Source organism: Janthinobacterium sp. Mn2066 (genome assembly GCF_049319705.1).
In the GTDB taxonomy this organism is placed as follows: Bacteria; Pseudomonadota; Gammaproteobacteria; order Burkholderiales; family Burkholderiaceae_D; genus Janthinobacterium.
Window position 1 is genome coordinate 268863 of the sequence record NZ_JBMOUF010000004.1, and the last position, 17443, is coordinate 286305.

The following is a 17443-nucleotide window of genomic DNA, read 5'->3' on the forward strand; positions in this document are numbered from 1 at the left end:
CGGCACGGCGCTTCCGCTCAATCAGGGAAGCGCCTGTCTGACCGAATACCCCCCCAGCCACCTAGCCAGTCAGCAACCGGCCCGGCCTTGTCCGCAAAAACATCCCATATGCTGTCAGACGGAGCATGATCGGCGGCATCGATCAGCGCCCGCGCCAGCCTGCCGCGCTTGATAGAACGTCGCATATCGAGCCGCAAACCCGATTCCGGCCCCGCCAACGCCGCTGCGGTGGCGACCGTATCGACGCCGTCCTGCAAACGGGGCGCGCGACAGATCACATATGACAAACCACTGCCGATCAAGGCTTGCTCGCGTGCAATGATGTTGTCGCGCATGCCAGGCTTCATGGCGTTCAATACCCACCACACCCAGGAAGCACGCTGCGGGCCCATTACCGACAGCAGCACAAACCGTTTTGCCCCGCCGGCTGCTGCGGCCGTCATGGCATTGACGCAGCCCTCATGCATGACCGCCCGGATTTGCGCGCGCGTCAGCTTCTTGCCATGGATATCGACGGTATAAAACACGCAATCAAAGCCGCCGGCCAGCGCCTCCTTCATCGCTGCGGCATCCCGCACGTCGGCAGCATACGGCTCCACCATGGCGCTGCCCGCCAGAGGGTGGCGGGAAATCGCCCGCACGGCATCGTTGCGTGCCGCCAGCGCAGCGACAATCTCACGCCCCGTGCCACTGCTGGCGCCGATCACGGCATAGCGTTTCATGCTTGCCCCGCGTCAGTGGGATTTACTGCCGTGTCCAGGCAGGCAAGGGCATCGGCATGGATGCCGGGCGCGGTCGCCAGCATATCCGGGCTGGCAAAGCTCCAGGGCTGGCCATGCGTGTCCGTCACCACCCCGCCCGCTTCACTGACCAATAATGTTCCCGCGGCAAGCCCGGAGCGCACCTGGCTATATTGCCAAAAACCATCCATGCGCCCGCTGGCCACTTCGATCAGCTCCAGGGTGGCCGGTACCGCCATGCGTACCAGCAAGGCAGATTCGAGCATGGCAAAGACCGAAGTCCCGATCGCGGCATGCACGGCCCGCCCCTCGCCAGGCCGGGCTTGCCCGGTGCCCACAATCGCCGCCTGCAGCTGCGTTTTTTTCGAGACCTGCAGCGGCAGGCCGTTGACCGTAGCGCCCTGCCCCCGCACGGCCGCATACACGGTGTCCGTGACAGGCAGCTTGACTACCGTCAACACAGCGAAGCCATCGCGCACCAGGGTTGCCGATACGGCCCAGGCCGTGCTGCCATGGATGTGGTTAACATTGCCTTCGACCGCATCGACGATCCACCATTCGCCGTCCGGCAATGGTCCGCCCCCCTCTTCATCGTCCACCCAGCCGCTGCCGGGCCGGATGCGCAGCAAGCTGTCGCGCAAGGCGCCGCTGACGGAATCATCATTTGCCTCGATGGCGGCCAGCAGCGCCGCCAGGCCATCGGGCCTGGCATGACCAGAAAAGCGCGCCAGCAAGGTATCGCCTGCCACCCCAACAGCCTCTATCACTGCCGGCAACAATGCCGTTAAATCATTCGCATGCATCATGAAAACTCCTTCGAGATAAGTTCCGGAAACAGGTTCATAATACGAGCGTATACTCGCATTTAATACTCGCATACGGCACCATGAGCCCACGTCCACCGATACCCTCCACGACGCCCCGCAAACAGCCGCGCCAGCGGCGTTCCGCCGTCACCGTAGCCGCCATTCTGGAGGCGGCCGCTCGCATTCTGGAAACCACGGGCTACGATGGCTACACCACCAACGCCGTGGCGGCACGGGCCGGCGTCAGCGTCGGTTCGCTGTATCAATACTTTCCCAACCGGGACGCCATCACGCGCGCACTGATCGAACAGGAGTCCGATGCGCTGCTGAGCGACATTCTTGCCATGGAAGTGCACGCTGATGGCCAGCAAGGCATACGAGAGTTGCTGGCCATCGCTGTCCACCACCAGCTGCGGCGGCCACGGCTGGCGCGCTTCCTCGACGCCGAAGAAGCGCGCCTGCCTGCCAGCGCAGGGTTACAAGAAAACGGGGAGCGTGCCGCAGCAGTACTGCGGGGATGCCTGGAAAAAATCGGGCTGCAGGAAGAGGCTATCGCCAGTACGGCCGTACGCGACGTGATGGCAATCACGCGCGGCATGGTCGACAGCGCAGGCAGCCATGGTGAAAGCGATGAGCAAGCCTTGCTGGTGCGCGTGACGGCGGCGGTGTCGGGGTATCTGGCGGCGATAGGAACGTGATGAAATAAAGGAGGCAGGGACCAAGACTGGACCGGAAGATAGCTCAGCTATCCCATTCCTTTGCTTTCTTGAGCACGTTGAGTATGTCTGGCCTAGCGGAATAACGTCTCTCGATTACCAATTCGTCTTTCTCCAGACGATTGCATTTCAACTTCTTCATTGCCGTGGCAATTTCACGGCGCCGTGCAGCATCGTAAGGCTCTTCGCCAGCAAAATGCGTGCAGTCAATAAGGCGCTCGACCAAAGCCACAACATCCGGTGGCTGGCCTTTTGTCAGGGAAGCCACCGGATCTTCTTCTGCATTTGCGCAAGTACACGCCAATAGTAAACTCGAACAAATAATGAGTCGATGCATGCTTGTGTTTATCGCCTTGTAGATTAGAAAAGATGCATGACACGCCTTGCTCAGCGCGCCGCAACAGCTTGGGCGCCATGCTCTTGCCGCCACTGGCGCACCATCTCGCCCGTGATCTCGCGCTCGTAACAGATCGGAGCATAGCCGCCAGGGCGGCTCCATGCACTGCGTCCTCCGCAGGCACTGCCATTCCTGGCGGAATGATAGGGACAGGGGCAACGCCCCGGGTAGGAGGCAATCGATGCGCTGATGATCTGCTGCCTGACCTGCGCATCGGACAGCCGTTGGCCCTTCTGGGCATACGCCTGCGACGCGGAGGCCAACGCAAGCATGGCGATCAACACATAACTATTTTTCATGGACTGGGTTTTATCTTTCCGCCGGATCAAGACGAAAATGGTTTTTTGAGGCTCAGGGAGTATGACAGATGCCTTTCGGCAAATTAACGTCAAATGTCACAACCGTCCCACTCCAGGGCGATTTGGCGAAACAAGGTTTACGCAAAGAAAGATGACAATCTACATATATTGCCGCATGCAGCATGCTATTCTAGCAATTCCATCCTTTGCCAGCCCAACGCAGGCGAAACGGCTCCCCAGGCCATGTATCACGCAGCAAGCCGACGCAACCAACCTGAAAATAAGCACAAACAAATATGAAAAGAATAATATTTTCGCTGCTATTGGCAACCCTGATTCCGCTGCACGAATCCACAGCGCAAAACATCAAGCAAGCGACACCAGAGAACATTCCTGTTGAAATCAACAAATCGCTGACGCCAGACATTGGCGGAATAAAGCAGTTCATAGAAATCAAGACCGACGACTTCAGCAAACCCGTTCTGCTCTTCTTGTCCGGCGGCCCAGGAAGTTCCATGGTGAATAATGCAAATACCTTCACCAATATCTTAAAAAGCCGATTTACGATTGTTCAATGGGACCAAAGGGATGCCGGAAAAACATTAAAACTCAATCCCTCGCCAACTCAACCCTCAGTTGAGCAGATGCAAAATGATACGCATGAAGTCATCGAGTTCATCAGAAACGAGCTACATCAGGAAAAAATATATTTATTGGGTAGTTCCTTTGGAAACGTATTAGGTTTCCATATCGTTAAAAACTACCCCGAATTACTGCATGCTTACTTTGCAGTCAATCCAGTCATCAATCAGCTGCAAAGCGAAAAGGAATTACTTGAAGTCTTGAAAAAATATTTCAAGGAAGATCCCCTCGCCAGCCAGGAATTGGCCAGCGTGGACTCCTCCATCAAGACTGACCAGGACATGTTTTATTTAAGGAAATGGCTTTTTCAGAAAGAAGGGAAGGCCTATGCAACCAGCAATGAATTCAAGGATATGTTTTTCCAATGGTCGAAGACCTGGTCCCCCGTCTGGAAGCAAGTCATGTATATAGACTTGCCAGCCACCCTGAAAAAAGCCGGCTGCCCGGTTTATTTCTTCGTTGGTAAAAACGATATTCAAACCTCGGCACGCATCACCACTGCCTATTTCAATGCATTGCAAGCACCCAAAAAAGAGCTGTTTGTCTTTGAAAATTCCGGGCATCAAATCCACCAGGAAGAACCCGAAAAATTTCAAAATACAATCATCGGAACACTCGATACGCTGAACGCTGGAAAGTAAAGACACCCTGCGCAAATCAACGCGCCTGGAATGCAAAAAGCCCAACCGTAAGGCTGGGCTTTTTGATGCTGCTGATGTTCTGGCTCCCCGACCTGGACTCGAACCAGGGACCTGCGGATTAACAGTCCGTCGCTCTACCGACTGAGCTATCAGGGAAAAGAGGCCGCATTATATAGGGCAAATTTTCAACTGTCCAGATTTCCCCAGGAAAATGTTTATCGCTCCGTCAAGCCTGGCGCCCAGGCACTCAGGCGAAACTTTCCTGCGCCACATAGTCAATCACCAGCACCCGCCCTATCCAGGGCTTGAGCAACTCAACGAACACCAGGTGCTCGGGGTGGACCAGGTAGGCGTCGCGCGCGGCGGCGCCGCTGAAGGTGAGCGTAAAGCAATCGGTGTAGCCGTCATCCAGCCCTTCCGCGCTGACATTCTGCCCCCATTCAAACTTCAGCACGCCGGGGATGCGGTCCTTCAGTTGGGAAAACTCTTGCACGAGTTCGGCATGCTTGGCGGCGGTGATGTCATCAATAAATTCGCACAGCACGATGTGGCGCAAGGGGGCGGTGGAACAAGCCATGGCGTAACTCTCCTGTAGATAGTCTGTGCAGGATAACGTAAATTTACGTAAATCACAGGAAGGCCGCGCCGGACGGCAAAAACCGCAAGGACCAGAAACTGCAGGCACAACGAAAAAAGCCACGTTTTTCAACGTGGCTTTTTGAATTCTGGCTCCCCGACCTGGACTCGAACCAGGGACCTGCGGATTAACAGTCCGTCGCTCTACCGACTGAGCTATCAGGGAAAAGAGGCAATATTATATGTCGTTTATTTTATATTTACAAGTTGATTTAACATCTTGTTTAGCACAAACATCACGACTTTTTACTGCCATCGGCGCGCTCTTGCAAGCAGCGCCGAAGAAGCAAGATCTTAAAGGACTTTGGCGATGGCGTCAATAACGATGTCGATATTGCGCGAATTCAAGGCTGCCACGCAGATACGGCCCGTGTCGACGGCGTAGATCGATTGCTCGCGCAAGGCAGCCACTTGCTCCTTGGTCAAGCCCGAGTACGAGAACATGCCGATTTGCTCGCGCACGAAACCGAAGTCGTGGCCAGGTGCTTTATCTTTCAGCTTGGCAACAAACGCATTGCGCATCTCGCGGATACGCAGGCGCATGCCGGCCAGTTCCTCTTCCCACAGCTGGCGCAGTTCCGGCGTGGCCAGCACGGTGGCGACCACCTTGCCGCCATGCGTAGGCGGGTTCGAGTAGTTGGTGCGCACCACGCGCTTCAGTTGCGACAGCAGACGGGCCGCTTCTTCGGCGCTGGCAGCGACCACGCTCAGGGCGCCCACGCGCTCGCCGTACAGCGAGAACGATTTCGAGAACGAGTTCGACACCAGCAGGGGGCCGCCGGCAGCCGCGAAACGGCGCACCACGGCGCCATCTTCGGCGATGCCGTTGGCGAAGCCCTGGTAAGCCATGTCCAGGAACGGCACCAGGCCGCGCGCGGTGACGACGGAAATGATTTGATCCCACTGGGCCACGCTCAGGTCGGCGCCGGTCGGGTTATGGCAGCAGGCGTGCAGCACGACTACGGAGCCCGATGGCATCGCATTCAGGTCGGCCAGCATGCCGTCGAAATTGACGCCATGGGTCACCGCGTCATAGTAGGCGTAGTTATTGACGACAAAGCCGGCGCCTTCGAACAGCGCGCGGTGGTTTTCCCAGCTTGGGTCGCTGATATAGACTTGTGCGCCTGGCGCGAAGCGCTGCAGGAAGTCGGCGCCGATTTTCAGCGCGCCCGTACCGCCGATGGCTTGCACGGTGATGGCGCGGCGCTCTTGAATCACGGCGCTATCGGCCCCAAATACCAGTTCTTGCACCGCCTTGTCGTAGGCAGCCAGGCCTTCGATCGGCAGATAGGTGCGTGGCGCGCCCTGTTCGATCAGGATAGCTTCTGCCTTGCGTACGCAAGCTAACAGAGGCACTTTACCGTTGTCGTCATAATAAACGCCGACGCCCAGGTTGATTTTGGCGGGATTCTGGTCCGCGTTAAATGCTTCGGTGATGCCCAGGATCGGGTCGCGTGGGGCCATCTCGATGGCGCTAAACAGACTGGCAGAAACAGTTGGGTTCGTCATGATAAGATTGGATTCGATTGGAAGCAGGTTCACAGCGGAGTTGTCGGCAGCGCCCCCAAAACAACTCCAGGGCCGCCAGCAGAGCACTATTCTAACAAAGGTCTGATTCACATGCCCGATTTATCCCATGCAAATGACGCGCAAGCGACCGTCGTCACCTTCCCCGATTCGCCGTTTCGCCTGCACCAGCCGTTTCCACCGGCCGGCGACCAGCCGACGGCGATTGCCGGACTGACCGAGGGAATTGCCGATGGCCTGGCCTTCCAGACCCTGCTGGGCGTGACCGGTTCGGGCAAGACCTACACCATGGCCAACGTGATTGCGCGCATGGGCCGGCCCGCCATCATCTTCGCGCCCAACAAGACGCTGGCCGCGCAGCTGTACAGCGAGTTCCGCGACTTTTTCCCGGAAAACGCCGTCGAATACTTCGTCAGCTACTACGATTACTACCAGCCGGAAGCCTACGTGCCGCAGCGCGACCTGTTCATCGAAAAGGATTCCTCGATCAATGAACATATCGAACAGATGCGCTTGTCGTGCACCAAGTCGCTGATGGAGCGGCGCGACGTGATCATCGTCGCCACCGTCTCGGCCATCTACGGTATCGGCAACCCGAATGAATACCACCAGATGATCCTGACCCTGCGCGTGAAGGATAAGGTCGCCCAGCGCGACGTGATCGCGCGCCTGATCCAGATGCAGTACACGCGCAATGAAGTCGATTTCGGCCGCGGCACCTTCCGCGTGCGCGGCGATACCATCGACATCTTCCCGGCCGAGCATGCGGAACTGGCCGTGCGCCTGGAAATGTTCGACGACGAGATCGAATCGATCCAGCTGTTCGATCCGCTGACGGGGCGCGTGCGGCAAAAAATCCCCCGCTTCACGGTCTACCCCGGTTCGCACTATGTCACGCCCCGCTCCACCGTGCTGCGCGCCGTGGAAACCATCAAGGACGAACTGCGCGAACGGCTGGAATTCTTCCGCAAGGAGAATAAGCTGATCGAAGAACAGCGCCTGGAACAGCGCACCCGCTTCGACCTGGAAATGATGACGGAAATCGGTTTCACGAAAGGCATCGAGAACTACTCGCGCCACCTGTCCGGCGCCCTGCCGGGCGAGCCGCCGCCAACCCTGGTCGACTACCTGCCGCCCGACGCCATCATGTTCCTCGACGAGTCGCACGTGCTGACGGGGCAGCTGAGCGCCATGTACAACGGCGACCGTTCGCGCAAGACCAATCTGGTCGACTATGGCTTCCGCCTGCCGTCCGCACTCGACAACCGGCCCCTGAAATTCGAGGAATTCGAACAGAAGATGCGCCAGACGGTGTTCGTCTCGGCCACCCCGGCCGAATACGAAAAAAACCATTCCGACCAGGTGGTGGAACAAGTGGTGCGCCCGACCGGCCTGGTCGACCCGCAAATCATCGTGCGCCCGGCCAGCACCCAGGTCGATGACCTGATGTCGGAAATCGTCGAACGCATCAAGAAGGACGAGCGCGTGCTGGTCACCACCTTAACCAAGCGCATGTCGGAGCAACTGACCGAATACCTGGGCGACCATGGCATCAAGGTGCGCTACCTGCACAGCGATATCGAGACGGTGGAGCGCGTGGAAATCCTGCGCGACCTGCGCCTGGGCACCTTCGACGTGCTGGTGGGGATCAACCTGCTGCGCGAGGGCCTGGACTTGCCCGAAGTGTCGCTGGTGGCCATCCTCGACGCAGACAAGGAAGGCTTTTTGCGCTCCGAGCGCAGCCTGATCCAGACCATCGGCCGCGCCGCGCGCAACCTGAACGGCACGGCGATTTTATATGGCGACCGCATCACCGATTCCATGCGCCGCGCCATCGATGAAACGGAGCGCCGCCGCGCCAAGCAGATCGCCTTCAACACGGCCAACAACATCGTGCCGATCGGCGTGAAAAAAACGATCCGCGAAATGATCGACGGCGTCTACAGCCCGCAAGAGGCGCGCGAAACCCTGCAGGTGGCGCAAGAGACGGCCAAGTTCGAAGCCATGAGCGAGAAACAGGTCAGCAAGGAAATCAAGCGCCTGGAAAAACTGATGATCGACCACGCCAAGAACCTGGAGTTCGAAAAAGCGGCGCAGGTGCGCGATCAGTTGCACGTCCTCAAGCAGCAGCTGTTCGGTGCACCGGGCAGCGACAATGTGGTGTCGATGCTGGGCAAATAAGCTTACTGCGGCAGCGAGTAGGCCAGCTCATAAAAATGCTGGCTCTCCGCGACACGGATGGCCAGCGTGCCGCTGATGCCCTCCAGTTGCCCTGTCCCCGAATGCGGCACGATGGCGATGGACAGTTCCTGCTTGCCATCGGCCATGGTGCCCGTATGCTGCACCACGAAACTGCCTGTTCTGCCCTGCAGCACGCCCGTAATCGCTTCGATGGCGACATAGCCGGCGGCTCCCCTGGTGTCGGTGACGGCGCTGAGCATTTCGCCGCGGCAGGTGCCGACCAGGTCGCCTGCATACACTTTTTCCAGCACGGTGCGCCCCAGGGCCGTCCGTCCCGAGCGTTGCGGCGCTCCGGCCGGCGTCATGCTGATACTGAAGGTTCCAGATGCGTGTGCGTTCATGCGATGATCTCTTTCGTGATTAACTGGGTTTCAAGCTCCAGCACGCGCGCCTGCTGCCGCGCCCACGCATGGGCGCCAGCGATATCCATCTGCAAGCTGGCAAACGATTTCTTCAGCAGGTGCTCGGGCAAGGCCCAATCCCATTTTTCCCTGCGCAGGTTATACGCGCCCTCCAGCAATGCCTGCGCATCGGGCAGCGCTTGGCTGGCGAAGGCAAGCAGACACGCAGCGACGCGCTGCACGCTGGTTCCAGTGGCAAAAATCTCGATCATCGGGCCGCAAATCGCCACCGTGAAACCGGTGCGCTTGAGCACCGCCGCCAGTGCTTCATTCTGTTGATCGCCCAGCCATGTCAGCAAGAAGATGGCGCCGCCCTGCGTCAGCAGCAAACGCTGATCCAGGCCAAACCGCGCATAGCTGTCGCGTCCTTCCTGCAGCAGGCGGACGGCCTCGGCATCGAGAAAGCGCGGCACCTCGGTGCTGCGATACAGCGCGCGCATGCGCTCGCGTATCTTCACGTGCAGCTGGCCGCCAGAACCGCTAAATACCGGCGCTTTTCCCGTGGATGTCTTGCTGACTGAAATCGTCTTGCCATCTTCATCGATGCTCTCGACGCGCCAGGTCTTGCCGGCAAAAACAATAAAGTCGCCGATGCCGATGGCGCTCGATATGGGCAGGGAACCGAGTACCCGGCTGTCACAAACGACACGGTATTCCTCTTCGGCCGCAAAGGCCGCATAAAAGGAGTAATGGTTGACGATGCGCTCGCCTTTCACGCCGTGCAATAGCAGGCCGGAAGACTCTTGCTGTATCAATTCAAGTTTGCCCATATGCCGCAGCAAGTCGACAAAGTCGCTCTTTTGCAGGGCGGCGAACGGTCCTTGCGCGCACAGCGTGCGGTAAGCATCGCTGGCTTGCATGCCGCCGCGCTGCGCAATCAGGGACAATAACTGCTGTATGAAGGTGGAAAAATGCAGGCCGCCCGTTTGCGGCGGCTCCACCCATTTTTCCAGCAGCAGGCTGACCATGGCGGCAAACGTCAACAAGCCGGTGCGCAGCTGCACATCGAGTGAGGACTGGTCCGTCAACGCGCGTTCGATCACATAACCACGCAAAATCGCCGGCTCGCCGGGGCGCCGCCCGGAACGCCCCAGCCGCTGGCGCATGCTGGCCACCGATGGCGGACTGCCGACCTGGGCGATGCTTTTCACCGCGCCGATATCGATGCCCAGTTCCAGCGTATTGGTGCAAATGGCGGTGGCATGGCGCTGCTTGTTCTTTAGCGCCGCTTCCGTCTCCTCGCGAATCTCGCGCGACAGGTTGCCGTGATGGGGCCAGAACTCATTGGCGATCTGATGCGATTCGCACAGGCGGCCCAGAGAGTATGCATATTCCTCGACCAGGCTGCGGCTATTCGGGAAGACCAGATTGTTCGAGCCGCGCAAGGTCTGGAACAAATGCTGCGCAATCAACACGGGCGAGGTGGCGACGACGGCATGCTCGGCTTCCGGCAAGTGGGCAGGCTCCACATAGGCCTTGATTTGCAGGTCCAGCCGCGCCGGATCGGCATTGGAATGGATGATCTCGACCGCCGCGCCACCGCGCAGGCGCAGGAATTCGGCCGCCATGCCCAGGTCTCCCAAAGTGGCCGACAGCCCCACCCTCACCACCTTGCGCCCGACAGCCAGGTCGAGACGCTGCAGCAGCGACTGCAGCTGCTTGCCCCGTTCCGTACCGATAAAAGCGTGCAGTTCATCGATCACGATGTAGCGCAGCTTCGCCAGTAACTGCGGCACCTGGAATCCGCGGTTGCACAGCATGGCTTCCAGGGACTCCGGCGTGATCAGGACCACGCCGGACGGCTGCTTGAAAAAACGGTTCTTCGATGAGGATGAAATATCGCCATGCCATGGCCACACGCGCATATCGAGCTGTTCGCACAAGCGCTCCAGCCGCAGGAACTGGTCATTGATCAAGGCCTTGATCGGACTGATATAAATGCACAGCCCCGTCCCCTCGCTGTCGGCCAGCATATGCGTCAGGATCGGAAAAAAGGCAGCCTCCGTCTTGCCCGCTGCCGTCGCGGCGGCAATCAGCACATCATGGTCGCATGCCAGCAGCGCCGGAATCGCCCGTTCCTGGGCATCGCGCATGGCGCTCCAGTTTTCCGCCCAGATCCAGCGCTGGATGCGTTCGTCGAGCAGGGCAAACGAGGAAGACTGCCGTTGCAGCATGGCGTCAGAGCTTGAAGGAGGCCAGCTCTGCATCTTCTTCGGCCTCGATTTCGCCATCGCTGGCGCCGCCGTGATCGACGCGCACCTCGACGGTTCCCAGCAGCTCTTGCCAGGATGTGCCCGGATTTTGTTCCAGCACCGCCAGCAAATTGATGAAGGCCGTGATGGTGGTGCGCGGCGTGCGGAAATAACTGTCGCCGAGCCGGCGCGCGCAATGCGCCATGAAGACAGGCAGCGCATCGTCGGGCAGCAGGAATTTCGCCGCATCCCCAAACGCGTACACGTTGCGCAGCTTTTGCAGCAGCACATAAAAATCCTCGGGCGCCAGGCTGGACAAACGCAGCACCGGGCCGCTGTAATCAACCAGGCCGTCCCTGGCGAAGGTATTGTCGGCCAGCCGGCTTTGCAATGCCGGATAGCTGAACAAGCCACGGCGCGGGTCAGACAGGAAGTCGGGCGTACCGCCCAAAATGAATCCCAGGCCGACGGCCGAACCTTGCAGCGAGTCGTTCAGGATCCGCAAGATCTGTTCATAGTTGGCATTGCGGGCGGCGGTATTGGACAGCTTGTACAAATTGACCAGCTCATCGAGGCACACCACGAAGCCGGCATAGCCTGCCAGCCGGACAAACCGTGCAAACAGCTTCAGTTGATCATAAAACGAGGCGTCATCGACAATCGCCCGCACACCGAGCGCCTGGCGCGCCTCGGTCTTGGTATTGAATTCGCCACGCAGCCAGCGCACCGCATCGGCTTTCAATTGCTCGTTGCCTTCTTCAAAACCCTTGCAGTACGCCGCTATCACTTCCGCGAAATCGTAGCCGTTGACCATTTCCGTCAAATGCTCGAGCTTTTCGCGGATGACTTCCTCGCTGCTCTTGTCCTGCGCCTTCGCCTCGGACTTGGCGTTGGTAATGAAGCGCTCGACGATCCCCGCCATCGCGCCGCCATCGGGCTTGGTGCGCGTGGAGAGATTGCGCATCAATTCGGCATACAGCGAACGGGCCTGGCCTCCCGTGGCGTGCAGGCGCCGGTCGGGATTGAGGTCGGCATTCGCGGTGACCAGTTTTTTCTCCATCGCGACCGAGCGTATCAGATTGAGAAAAAACGTCTTGCCCGCGCCATATTCGCCGATCACAAAACGGATCGTCGAACCGCCATCGGCAACCCGGTCCAGGTCCGCCACCAGGGTTTCCACTTCAGGCTTGCGGCCGACCTGTATCAAATGCTGGCCAGCGCGGGGAACCACGCCGGCGCGCAAGGATTGGATCACCGCGTCACGGTCGCGGGGACGAATAGCAGGAGCATTCATGCGCTAATTCTTTCATGGATTTCAGGATTGATTTCAATCGGATCGTCGCCTTCGGTGCAAGGCATGTCAAACGCATCCAGGCTCGCTTCATTGATGCGTTCCAGCGCGCCATCGAGCATGATGTCCAGTTGCCCCGCCATCGCTACCAGTTCAGCACGCGACCAGGTCACACGCGCCAGCAGCTTGCGGACGAATTGCGAGTGGGCCGCATCGAGGCCGGGCAAGGCACTCTCCTCCACCACAGGGGTGGACACCGCAGGCGCAGGATGCGCCGCTTCGTCGCTAAAGATATCGCCCAGCAGGGCAGCCACCCTGGCGCTGTCTTGCTGGAGTTCAGCGATACGCGCCAGGTCGAGCTTGATGCCGCTGGAGGCTGGCCGGTCCATCGGCTCGATAACAGGCGCGCCGAACATGGCGTGGACTTGCTGCTCCAGTTGCGCCATGTCGCAGTCCAGCAGGGCAAACAGACGCGCCAGTATCGACACCTCTTCCGGCATCAGGCTGGCTCCGGCCTGCGCCATCGCCACAAGATTGCTTGCGACGCCGTCACGGCCAGCCTGGTCCAGCGCTGCGATCCTGGGCTGCAGCGACGCCATCGGTACCGGCTCGCAGGACAACAAGCGGCTACGCGCCTTCAGCCGCTGTTGGCGGGCTGGCGTCAATTGGCCCCACGAGCCGATATGCCGGTCAAGCAAGGCCAGTTTATCGTCGCGCCATACGCCTTCGGCCTGGGCCAGCACGATCAGCAATTCCAGGCTGAACGAGGCGGTATCGCAGGATGGCGCCGACGATTCATCGTCCGTATCCGGTGGCGATGCATACAGTGCAACCGTAGTACCGGCCAGCGCGCCGGACAACACATCGTGCTGCAGCCGGTGATGGGCATCAAGCTCAGGGGTGCAGGCATCGATGATTTTTTGCAACGCCATCGCCGGCTCACTTAATACCGTGACGTCGGGAATATCGCCGATATCGAGGGATATGCCGGCTTCATCGCGCAAGGCATGCGAGGCGGGAAAATACGTGTATCCCAGCCTGCGGCGTCCTGCCGTTATGGTGAGTCCATCGCCGAATACGTGGCGATACTGCGCCAGGAACAGGGGACGGAATACATCGGGATAGCGCAGTGCCGCAGCGCCCAATTTCACACCGGGATCGCACCGTGCCCAGGCCAGCGCCAATTCGGCGGGGATCGGACGGTTATCGGCTATCGCCTGGCCTATCGCTATCCGCAAATACAGGGCAAAACCGGCTTCCGGCGGAAACTCGGGAATCGCCCGTTCGTATAATCTGGCAGGGGCGGGAGAAAAATCCAGGAAATTGAGCAAGGCATAACACTGCCTGGTGAAATCGCTGGAGCCGGCGCCGTAATGTTTCAGCAGTCTGTGCAATTCCTTGGCAATCTGACCAAATTCGGCAGCAATGGAATGGTCTGCGACAGCATCGATAACAACCCGCCGTTCCAGTCCATAAAAAAACAGCCAGATATTGCTGATATGGGCTTCCGGGCTACTGCGCCCGTCGGCCAGCCAGCGCAAATAAGCACCGCGCGCACGCGGCGAGGCATCGGAATAATTGGGCCAGTCCGTATGGAAATGGTCTTGTGTGTAATCAGCCTTCCATTCCACTGTTTTCCGTGGATCGATCAGGCATGCATCGGGCGTGCCATATTTCCCTGGCAGGCGCTCCCCCACATACAGCATGCCGGCAGCGATGGACAAGCCGGCAATATGAACGGATTCATTGCGCGGGTACCAGCGCGCCATGGTGGGCGACGACGGCGGCGGCGGGATCAGGTAATCGGCAGGCGCTTCGCCTGCTTTGTCCGGGCCGTCAGAAATTAATAACTTGCTGTCGTCGTCTGCATTCATGGGAACTGGCTCTGCTACGATCAATGGAGAGGTCTGGGCATCACGCACCGAAAGCAATGCTGGCGGCACAAGATAATCCGGCTTGTCAGTACGGGATTTATCGAGTTGATGGTAATAATACCGGACACCCACATACGCACACCCCGCAAACAGCGATAAGGTGCCGGCAATTCCTGATTCAGGTGCAATCAGGAATAACACCAACACCGCACAGAGGATCAACGGCCAGAATAATGAAGCACCCGGACTCTTTTTGCCCACTACTCTCCCCTCTTTTGAGCTTCGGCTAATCCGTACACCATAGCTCAAAAAATAGATGGCATAAAAACACCCGTACCCATCATATCCACAATAACAATAAAAAGAAACGCTTTAGCCGCATGTTGCTGCTCTTTACAACGGGAATCAGGGAAGCAAAATAAAAAAGACGATCCGTGGATCGTCTTTTTATCGGCCAAAACCAGAACTATCTGAATGGCTTGTCACGCCTTCGATGATTCAGCGACTCAGGCAAATACCGGCCTGAAAAAACTGCGCTCATAACTGACGATGCAGCGCGTTTCTTCGGCGTAGCGGAAGGCGGCCTGGCAGTCGGCGTCCTGCAGCGAATCGATGCGGTATTGTTCGTACAGGGCCAGGCTGGGGAACGAGAACATGGCCAGCGCCACGTTGCTGGCGCCTTCCGATGGCAGGAAGTAGCCGTGGTGCTGGCCGCCGAAGCGTTCGACCAGCGGGATCCACAGCTTGCCGTAGGCTTCGAATTCCTTCAACTTGTACGGGTCGATGATGTAGCGCAGGTAGCAGGTGATCATAGTAACTCCGGATTCAGATTCAAATTCATCAGCATACCGGTTTCCCAGGAACCGATGGCGGCCAGCGGCGTACCAGGCAGGAAGGCCAGCGCGCAGGGATACGTAAAATCGAGCTGCTGACGCACGGCCAGTCCGGGCCAGCCGTAGAACAGCAGCTTGCCCTTGCCGATGCGCCCCAGCGCGCTGCCGTCGGGCAGCCAGGTCAGTTCATCGCCCGTGCCACCGCCCGCCTCGACCGCCACGCTGGCCAGCAAGCTGCCATCAGCCAGCGCATACACTGAAACATATTCCGAGCCGCTAGCGTAGTGCAGCACGGCCAGCAGGGCGCCGTCCGGCGAGACCGCGCAGGACTTCATCCCGGGCAGCGATAACACGATGCGACCGCCCCCAGCCTGCAAAGGCCAGTCCCATACGGTGCAGTAATCAGGCGGCTGGCTTTCGCCCTCTGCCACCGATTTCACGCCATGCAGCACAAGCAGGCGCTGCCCGCCATCGATGGCTTGTACGGCGCGCAGCATCTCGCGCGGATAGTCTTTCGTAAAGACGACTGCTGCCGTGTGCGCCTCGCGCACCTGCAGGCGGCCATCCCAGCCGCCATCGGCAAGATAACGTCCGCACGGCGACCATGCGGGGCAGCTGCCCTCGCCATCCTTCCTGTTGGCGAAATTAAAGGCCAGCTGGCCCGACGCCACATCGATCACGGCGATCTGCCCGCTGGTGCTCTTGATGGCCAATTGCGCCCCATCGGGCGAGAAAACCATGCTGGAAGTGTGGGCGATGAATTTGCCGCGCCATAGTTTCTGGCGCGCCGCCACTTCCCACAAGGTCAGGCTGTGACCAGCGACGGCCAGGCGCGTGCCATCCGGCGAAAACGCCACCTTGTAGCTGCAACCGAGCTTCAGAGGTTTAACTGCTGCCGTCATGGACGTGGCAGGCGGTACACCACGGACTCAAGGCCATAATGCACGCCGCGGCCCACGTACTGCATGCCCAGGCGCGTCATGACCTTGATCGAGGCAGCGTTGTCAGGATGGGCCACGGCGACCACTTCCGGCGCTTTGACAACCTCGAAGGCATGCGCCACGATAGCCTGGGCCGCCTCGCTGGCGTACCCTTGCCCCCAGCCTGCACGCGCCAGGCGCCAGCCGACTTCATGCGGCTGGCTCTTGTCGCCATCGAGATGCTGCAGGCAGGCCATGCCAATCAGTTCGCCATCATCGAGGCGTATCAGGGCCCACCACGAATACCCCCATTCGGCCCAGCGCAGCTTGGTACGCTCCACGGCCATGCGGGTTTTCTCCTCCGCCTCGGGCTGGCCCGCGTTCAGGTAAGTCATCACTTCGGGGTCGCTGTTAAGCACACGCATGCGCTCGTAGTGGGCGTCGGTAATCGGCTCCAGGCGCAGGCGCGCCGTATGCAATATCGTCATTGACTGGTCTCCTGGTGTCAGTGATCTGCGATCACTTTGACAAGATCCATTCTAACCGCATGCACCGTGGCGCGACAGCCGCGCACCACAGTGCGGAGCACCATCAAACCAGAGCAGATACCAGTGCAGTCGCCTGGCTGATCAGCACCGCATGGTGCTGTTCAATATCATCGGCCGCTTCTTCGAAGGCGATCGTATTGTAGAGGAAGGTGATCGTCGAATCCGGCACACCGCAATACGCGGCAATGCCGTCACTGAGCAGCGCTTCCATGTGCTTGTCCCATCCATGTGCCTCGAATTTTGCCTGCGCCCCACCGACCAGCGCCACCCAGCGAATGGAGGACACGGGAATGCGCTTGCCGCCGCCATACACCAGGCCGTAATTCCACACGCGGTCGATATACCCCTTGAGCATGGCTGGAACGGCATACCACCAGACGGGGAAGACCACCACGATGTGATCAAAGGCGTCCAGCGACTGCGCCAGCGCCGTCGCCTCCGCCGAATGGAATTGCTGCTCACTGGCCCAATCCGGTTCATCCTCTTCCCGCAAGACGGGATCGAAACCCAAGCGGTACAGGTCAAGTTCTTCCACCACCAGGCCTTGCGCCTCGGCTTCTTGCCTGACGCCGGCCACCACGCGCGCAGTCAGCGAATCGCTGCGCGGGTGCGCCCAGATCAGCTGGATTTTTTTGCGCGTATCGGCGCCTGTGTTCATTGCTACTGCTGTTACCATTTTTTTCTCCAATTCAGGAAGTCATCGAGGCGGCCAGCTTACGCTGCGCCGATTGTCCTGATA

At 59.2% G+C, this 17443-nt stretch carries 17 protein-coding genes and 2 tRNA genes; 3 read left to right on the top strand and 16 right to left on the bottom strand.

What is annotated here, in order from left to right:
• Positions 1–17: 17 nt before the first annotated feature.
• Positions 18–722, bottom strand: coding sequence for an NAD(P)-binding oxidoreductase (locus tag ACL9RI_RS09750; protein ID WP_422726369.1), 705 nt, complete (start codon positions 720–722; stop codon positions 18–20).
• A complete protein-coding gene (locus tag ACL9RI_RS09755; RefSeq protein ID WP_422726370.1) occupies positions 719–1546 on the bottom strand; it encodes an inositol monophosphatase family protein in 828 nt (275 codons plus the stop codon). The genes ACL9RI_RS09750 and ACL9RI_RS09755 overlap by 4 nt, the downstream gene beginning before the upstream one ends.
• Positions 1547–1626: 80 nt before the next feature.
• Between ACL9RI_RS09755 and ACL9RI_RS09760 the strand changes: the two genes are divergently transcribed.
• The gene (locus tag ACL9RI_RS09760; RefSeq protein WP_422726371.1) at positions 1627–2244 is read left to right on the top strand and encodes a TetR/AcrR family transcriptional regulator; all 618 of its coding nucleotides are present in this window, start codon (positions 1627–1629) and stop codon (positions 2242–2244) included.
• Positions 2245–2287: 43 nt separating this feature from the next.
• Here ACL9RI_RS09760 and ACL9RI_RS09765 read toward each other — a convergent pair whose 3' ends face one another.
• Both ACL9RI_RS09765 and ACL9RI_RS09770 read right to left on the bottom strand, forming a co-directional pair.
• Positions 2288–2599 (bottom strand): hypothetical protein, encoded by a 312-nt coding sequence (locus tag ACL9RI_RS09765; protein ID WP_422726372.1) that lies wholly within the window; start codon positions 2597–2599, stop codon positions 2288–2290.
• 50 nt (positions 2600–2649) lie between these two features.
• Entirely contained in the window at positions 2650–2958 is a 309-nt protein-coding gene (locus ACL9RI_RS09770; protein WP_422726373.1) for a hypothetical protein, read from the bottom strand.
• A gap of 296 nt (positions 2959–3254) precedes the next feature.
• Here ACL9RI_RS09770 and ACL9RI_RS09775 point away from each other — a divergent pair, with 296 nt between their 5' ends.
• Positions 3255–4241, top strand: coding sequence for an alpha/beta fold hydrolase (locus ACL9RI_RS09775; protein WP_422726374.1), 987 nt, complete (start codon positions 3255–3257; stop codon positions 4239–4241).
• Positions 4242–4321: 80 nt separating this feature from the next.
• Here the strand turns inward: ACL9RI_RS09775 and ACL9RI_RS09780 are convergent.
• The 4 genes from ACL9RI_RS09780 to ACL9RI_RS09795 all read right to left on the bottom strand — a co-directional run bounded on the left by ACL9RI_RS09780 (position 4322) and on the right by ACL9RI_RS09795 (position 6386).
• A tRNA-Asn gene (locus tag ACL9RI_RS09780) sits at positions 4322–4397 on the bottom strand.
• A gap of 91 nt (positions 4398–4488) precedes the next feature.
• Entirely contained in the window at positions 4489–4818 is a 330-nt protein-coding gene (locus tag ACL9RI_RS09785; RefSeq protein ID WP_422726375.1) for a Dabb family protein, read from the bottom strand.
• Positions 4819–4967: 149 nt separating this feature from the next.
• A tRNA-Asn gene (locus ACL9RI_RS09790) sits at positions 4968–5043 on the bottom strand.
• 128 nt (positions 5044–5171) lie between these two features.
• Positions 5172–6386: an aromatic amino acid transaminase gene (locus ACL9RI_RS09795; RefSeq protein WP_422726376.1), complete on the bottom strand. Its 1215-nt coding sequence runs from the start codon at positions 6384–6386 to the stop codon at positions 5172–5174.
• Between the two features lie 111 nt (positions 6387–6497).
• On the opposite strand from ACL9RI_RS09795, the gene uvrB reads away from it, so the two are divergent.
• Positions 6498–8585 (top strand): excinuclease ABC subunit UvrB, encoded by a 2088-nt coding sequence (gene uvrB / locus ACL9RI_RS09800; protein ID WP_422726377.1) that lies wholly within the window; start codon positions 6498–6500, stop codon positions 8583–8585.
• Positions 8586–8587: 2 nt separating this feature from the next.
• Here uvrB and ACL9RI_RS09805 read toward each other — a convergent pair whose 3' ends face one another.
• The 8 genes from ACL9RI_RS09805 to ACL9RI_RS09840 form a co-directional block, all read right to left on the bottom strand.
• The gene (locus ACL9RI_RS09805) at positions 8588–8986 is read right to left on the bottom strand and encodes a DUF3224 domain-containing protein (RefSeq protein WP_422726378.1); all 399 of its coding nucleotides are present in this window, start codon (positions 8984–8986) and stop codon (positions 8588–8590) included.
• Positions 8983–11220, bottom strand: a complete 2238-nt coding sequence (locus ACL9RI_RS09810) for a DEAD/DEAH box helicase (protein WP_422726379.1) — start codon at positions 11218–11220, stop codon at positions 8983–8985. Before ACL9RI_RS09810 ends, ACL9RI_RS09805 begins: the two co-directional genes overlap by 4 nt.
• A 4-nt stretch (positions 11221–11224) precedes the next feature.
• Positions 11225–12532, bottom strand: coding sequence for an ATP-binding protein (locus ACL9RI_RS09815; protein WP_422726380.1), 1308 nt, complete (start codon positions 12530–12532; stop codon positions 11225–11227).
• Complete coding sequence (locus ACL9RI_RS09820) at positions 12529–14403, bottom strand: TerB N-terminal domain-containing protein (protein ID WP_422726381.1); 1875 nt, start codon at positions 14401–14403, stop codon at positions 12529–12531. The genes ACL9RI_RS09815 and ACL9RI_RS09820 overlap by 4 nt, the downstream gene beginning before the upstream one ends.
• Positions 14404–14909: 506 nt before the next feature.
• Positions 14910–15215 carry an NIPSNAP family protein gene (locus ACL9RI_RS09825; protein ID WP_183675996.1) on the bottom strand — a complete coding sequence of 102 codons (306 nt, stop codon included), beginning with the start codon at positions 15213–15215 and terminating at the stop codon, positions 14910–14912.
• Positions 15212–16138 carry a WD40 repeat domain-containing protein gene (locus ACL9RI_RS09830; RefSeq protein ID WP_422726382.1) on the bottom strand — a complete coding sequence of 309 codons (927 nt, stop codon included), beginning with the start codon at positions 16136–16138 and terminating at the stop codon, positions 15212–15214. The genes ACL9RI_RS09825 and ACL9RI_RS09830 overlap by 4 nt, the downstream gene beginning before the upstream one ends.
• Positions 16135–16644 (bottom strand): GNAT family N-acetyltransferase, encoded by a 510-nt coding sequence (locus tag ACL9RI_RS09835; RefSeq protein ID WP_422726383.1) that lies wholly within the window; start codon positions 16642–16644, stop codon positions 16135–16137. The genes ACL9RI_RS09830 and ACL9RI_RS09835 overlap by 4 nt, the downstream gene beginning before the upstream one ends.
• 103 nt (positions 16645–16747) lie before the next feature.
• The gene (locus ACL9RI_RS09840; protein ID WP_422726384.1) at positions 16748–17362 is read right to left on the bottom strand and encodes an NAD(P)H oxidoreductase; all 615 of its coding nucleotides are present in this window, start codon (positions 17360–17362) and stop codon (positions 16748–16750) included.
• Between the last annotated feature and the right edge of the window lie 81 nt (positions 17363–17443).

What these genes read in the sequence shown, in the direction of transcription:
- uvrB (WP_422726377.1), top strand. Translation starts at nt 6,498, where the DNA reads ATGCCCGATTTATCCCATGCAAATGACGCGCAAGCGACCGTCGTCACC.
- ACL9RI_RS09760 (WP_422726371.1), top strand. Translation starts at nt 1,627, where the DNA reads ATGAGCCCACGTCCACCGATACCCTCCACGACGCCCCGCAAACAGCCG.
- ACL9RI_RS09785 (WP_422726375.1), bottom strand. Translation starts at nt 4,818, where the DNA reads ATGGCTTGTTCCACCGCCCCCTTGCGCCACATCGTGCTGTGCGAATTT.
- ACL9RI_RS09840 (WP_422726384.1), bottom strand. Translation starts at nt 17,362, where the DNA reads ATGAACACAGGCGCCGATACGCGCAAAAAAATCCAGCTGATCTGGGCG.
- ACL9RI_RS09825 (WP_183675996.1), bottom strand. Translation starts at nt 15,215, where the DNA reads ATGATCACCTGCTACCTGCGCTACATCATCGACCCGTACAAGTTGAAG.
- ACL9RI_RS09815 (WP_422726380.1), bottom strand. Translation starts at nt 12,532, where the DNA reads ATGAATGCTCCTGCTATTCGTCCCCGCGACCGTGACGCGGTGATCCAA.
- ACL9RI_RS09765 (WP_422726372.1), bottom strand. Translation starts at nt 2,599, where the DNA reads ATGCATCGACTCATTATTTGTTCGAGTTTACTATTGGCGTGTACTTGC.
- ACL9RI_RS09795 (WP_422726376.1), bottom strand. Translation starts at nt 6,386, where the DNA reads ATGACGAACCCAACTGTTTCTGCCAGTCTGTTTAGCGCCATCGAGATG.
- ACL9RI_RS09835 (WP_422726383.1), bottom strand. Translation starts at nt 16,644, where the DNA reads ATGACGATATTGCATACGGCGCGCCTGCGCCTGGAGCCGATTACCGAC.
- ACL9RI_RS09750 (WP_422726369.1), bottom strand. Translation starts at nt 722, where the DNA reads ATGAAACGCTATGCCGTGATCGGCGCCAGCAGTGGCACGGGGCGTGAG.
- ACL9RI_RS09810 (WP_422726379.1), bottom strand. Translation starts at nt 11,220, where the DNA reads ATGCTGCAACGGCAGTCTTCCTCGTTTGCCCTGCTCGACGAACGCATC.
- ACL9RI_RS09770 (WP_422726373.1), bottom strand. Translation starts at nt 2,958, where the DNA reads ATGAAAAATAGTTATGTGTTGATCGCCATGCTTGCGTTGGCCTCCGCG.
- ACL9RI_RS09820 (WP_422726381.1), bottom strand. Translation starts at nt 14,403, where the DNA reads ATGAATGCAGACGACGACAGCAAGTTATTAATTTCTGACGGCCCGGAC.
- ACL9RI_RS09830 (WP_422726382.1), bottom strand. Translation starts at nt 16,138, where the DNA reads ATGACGGCAGCAGTTAAACCTCTGAAGCTCGGTTGCAGCTACAAGGTG.
- ACL9RI_RS09755 (WP_422726370.1), bottom strand. Translation starts at nt 1,546, where the DNA reads ATGATGCATGCGAATGATTTAACGGCATTGTTGCCGGCAGTGATAGAG.
- ACL9RI_RS09805 (WP_422726378.1), bottom strand. Translation starts at nt 8,986, where the DNA reads ATGAACGCACACGCATCTGGAACCTTCAGTATCAGCATGACGCCGGCC.
- ACL9RI_RS09775 (WP_422726374.1), top strand. Translation starts at nt 3,255, where the DNA reads ATGAAAAGAATAATATTTTCGCTGCTATTGGCAACCCTGATTCCGCTG.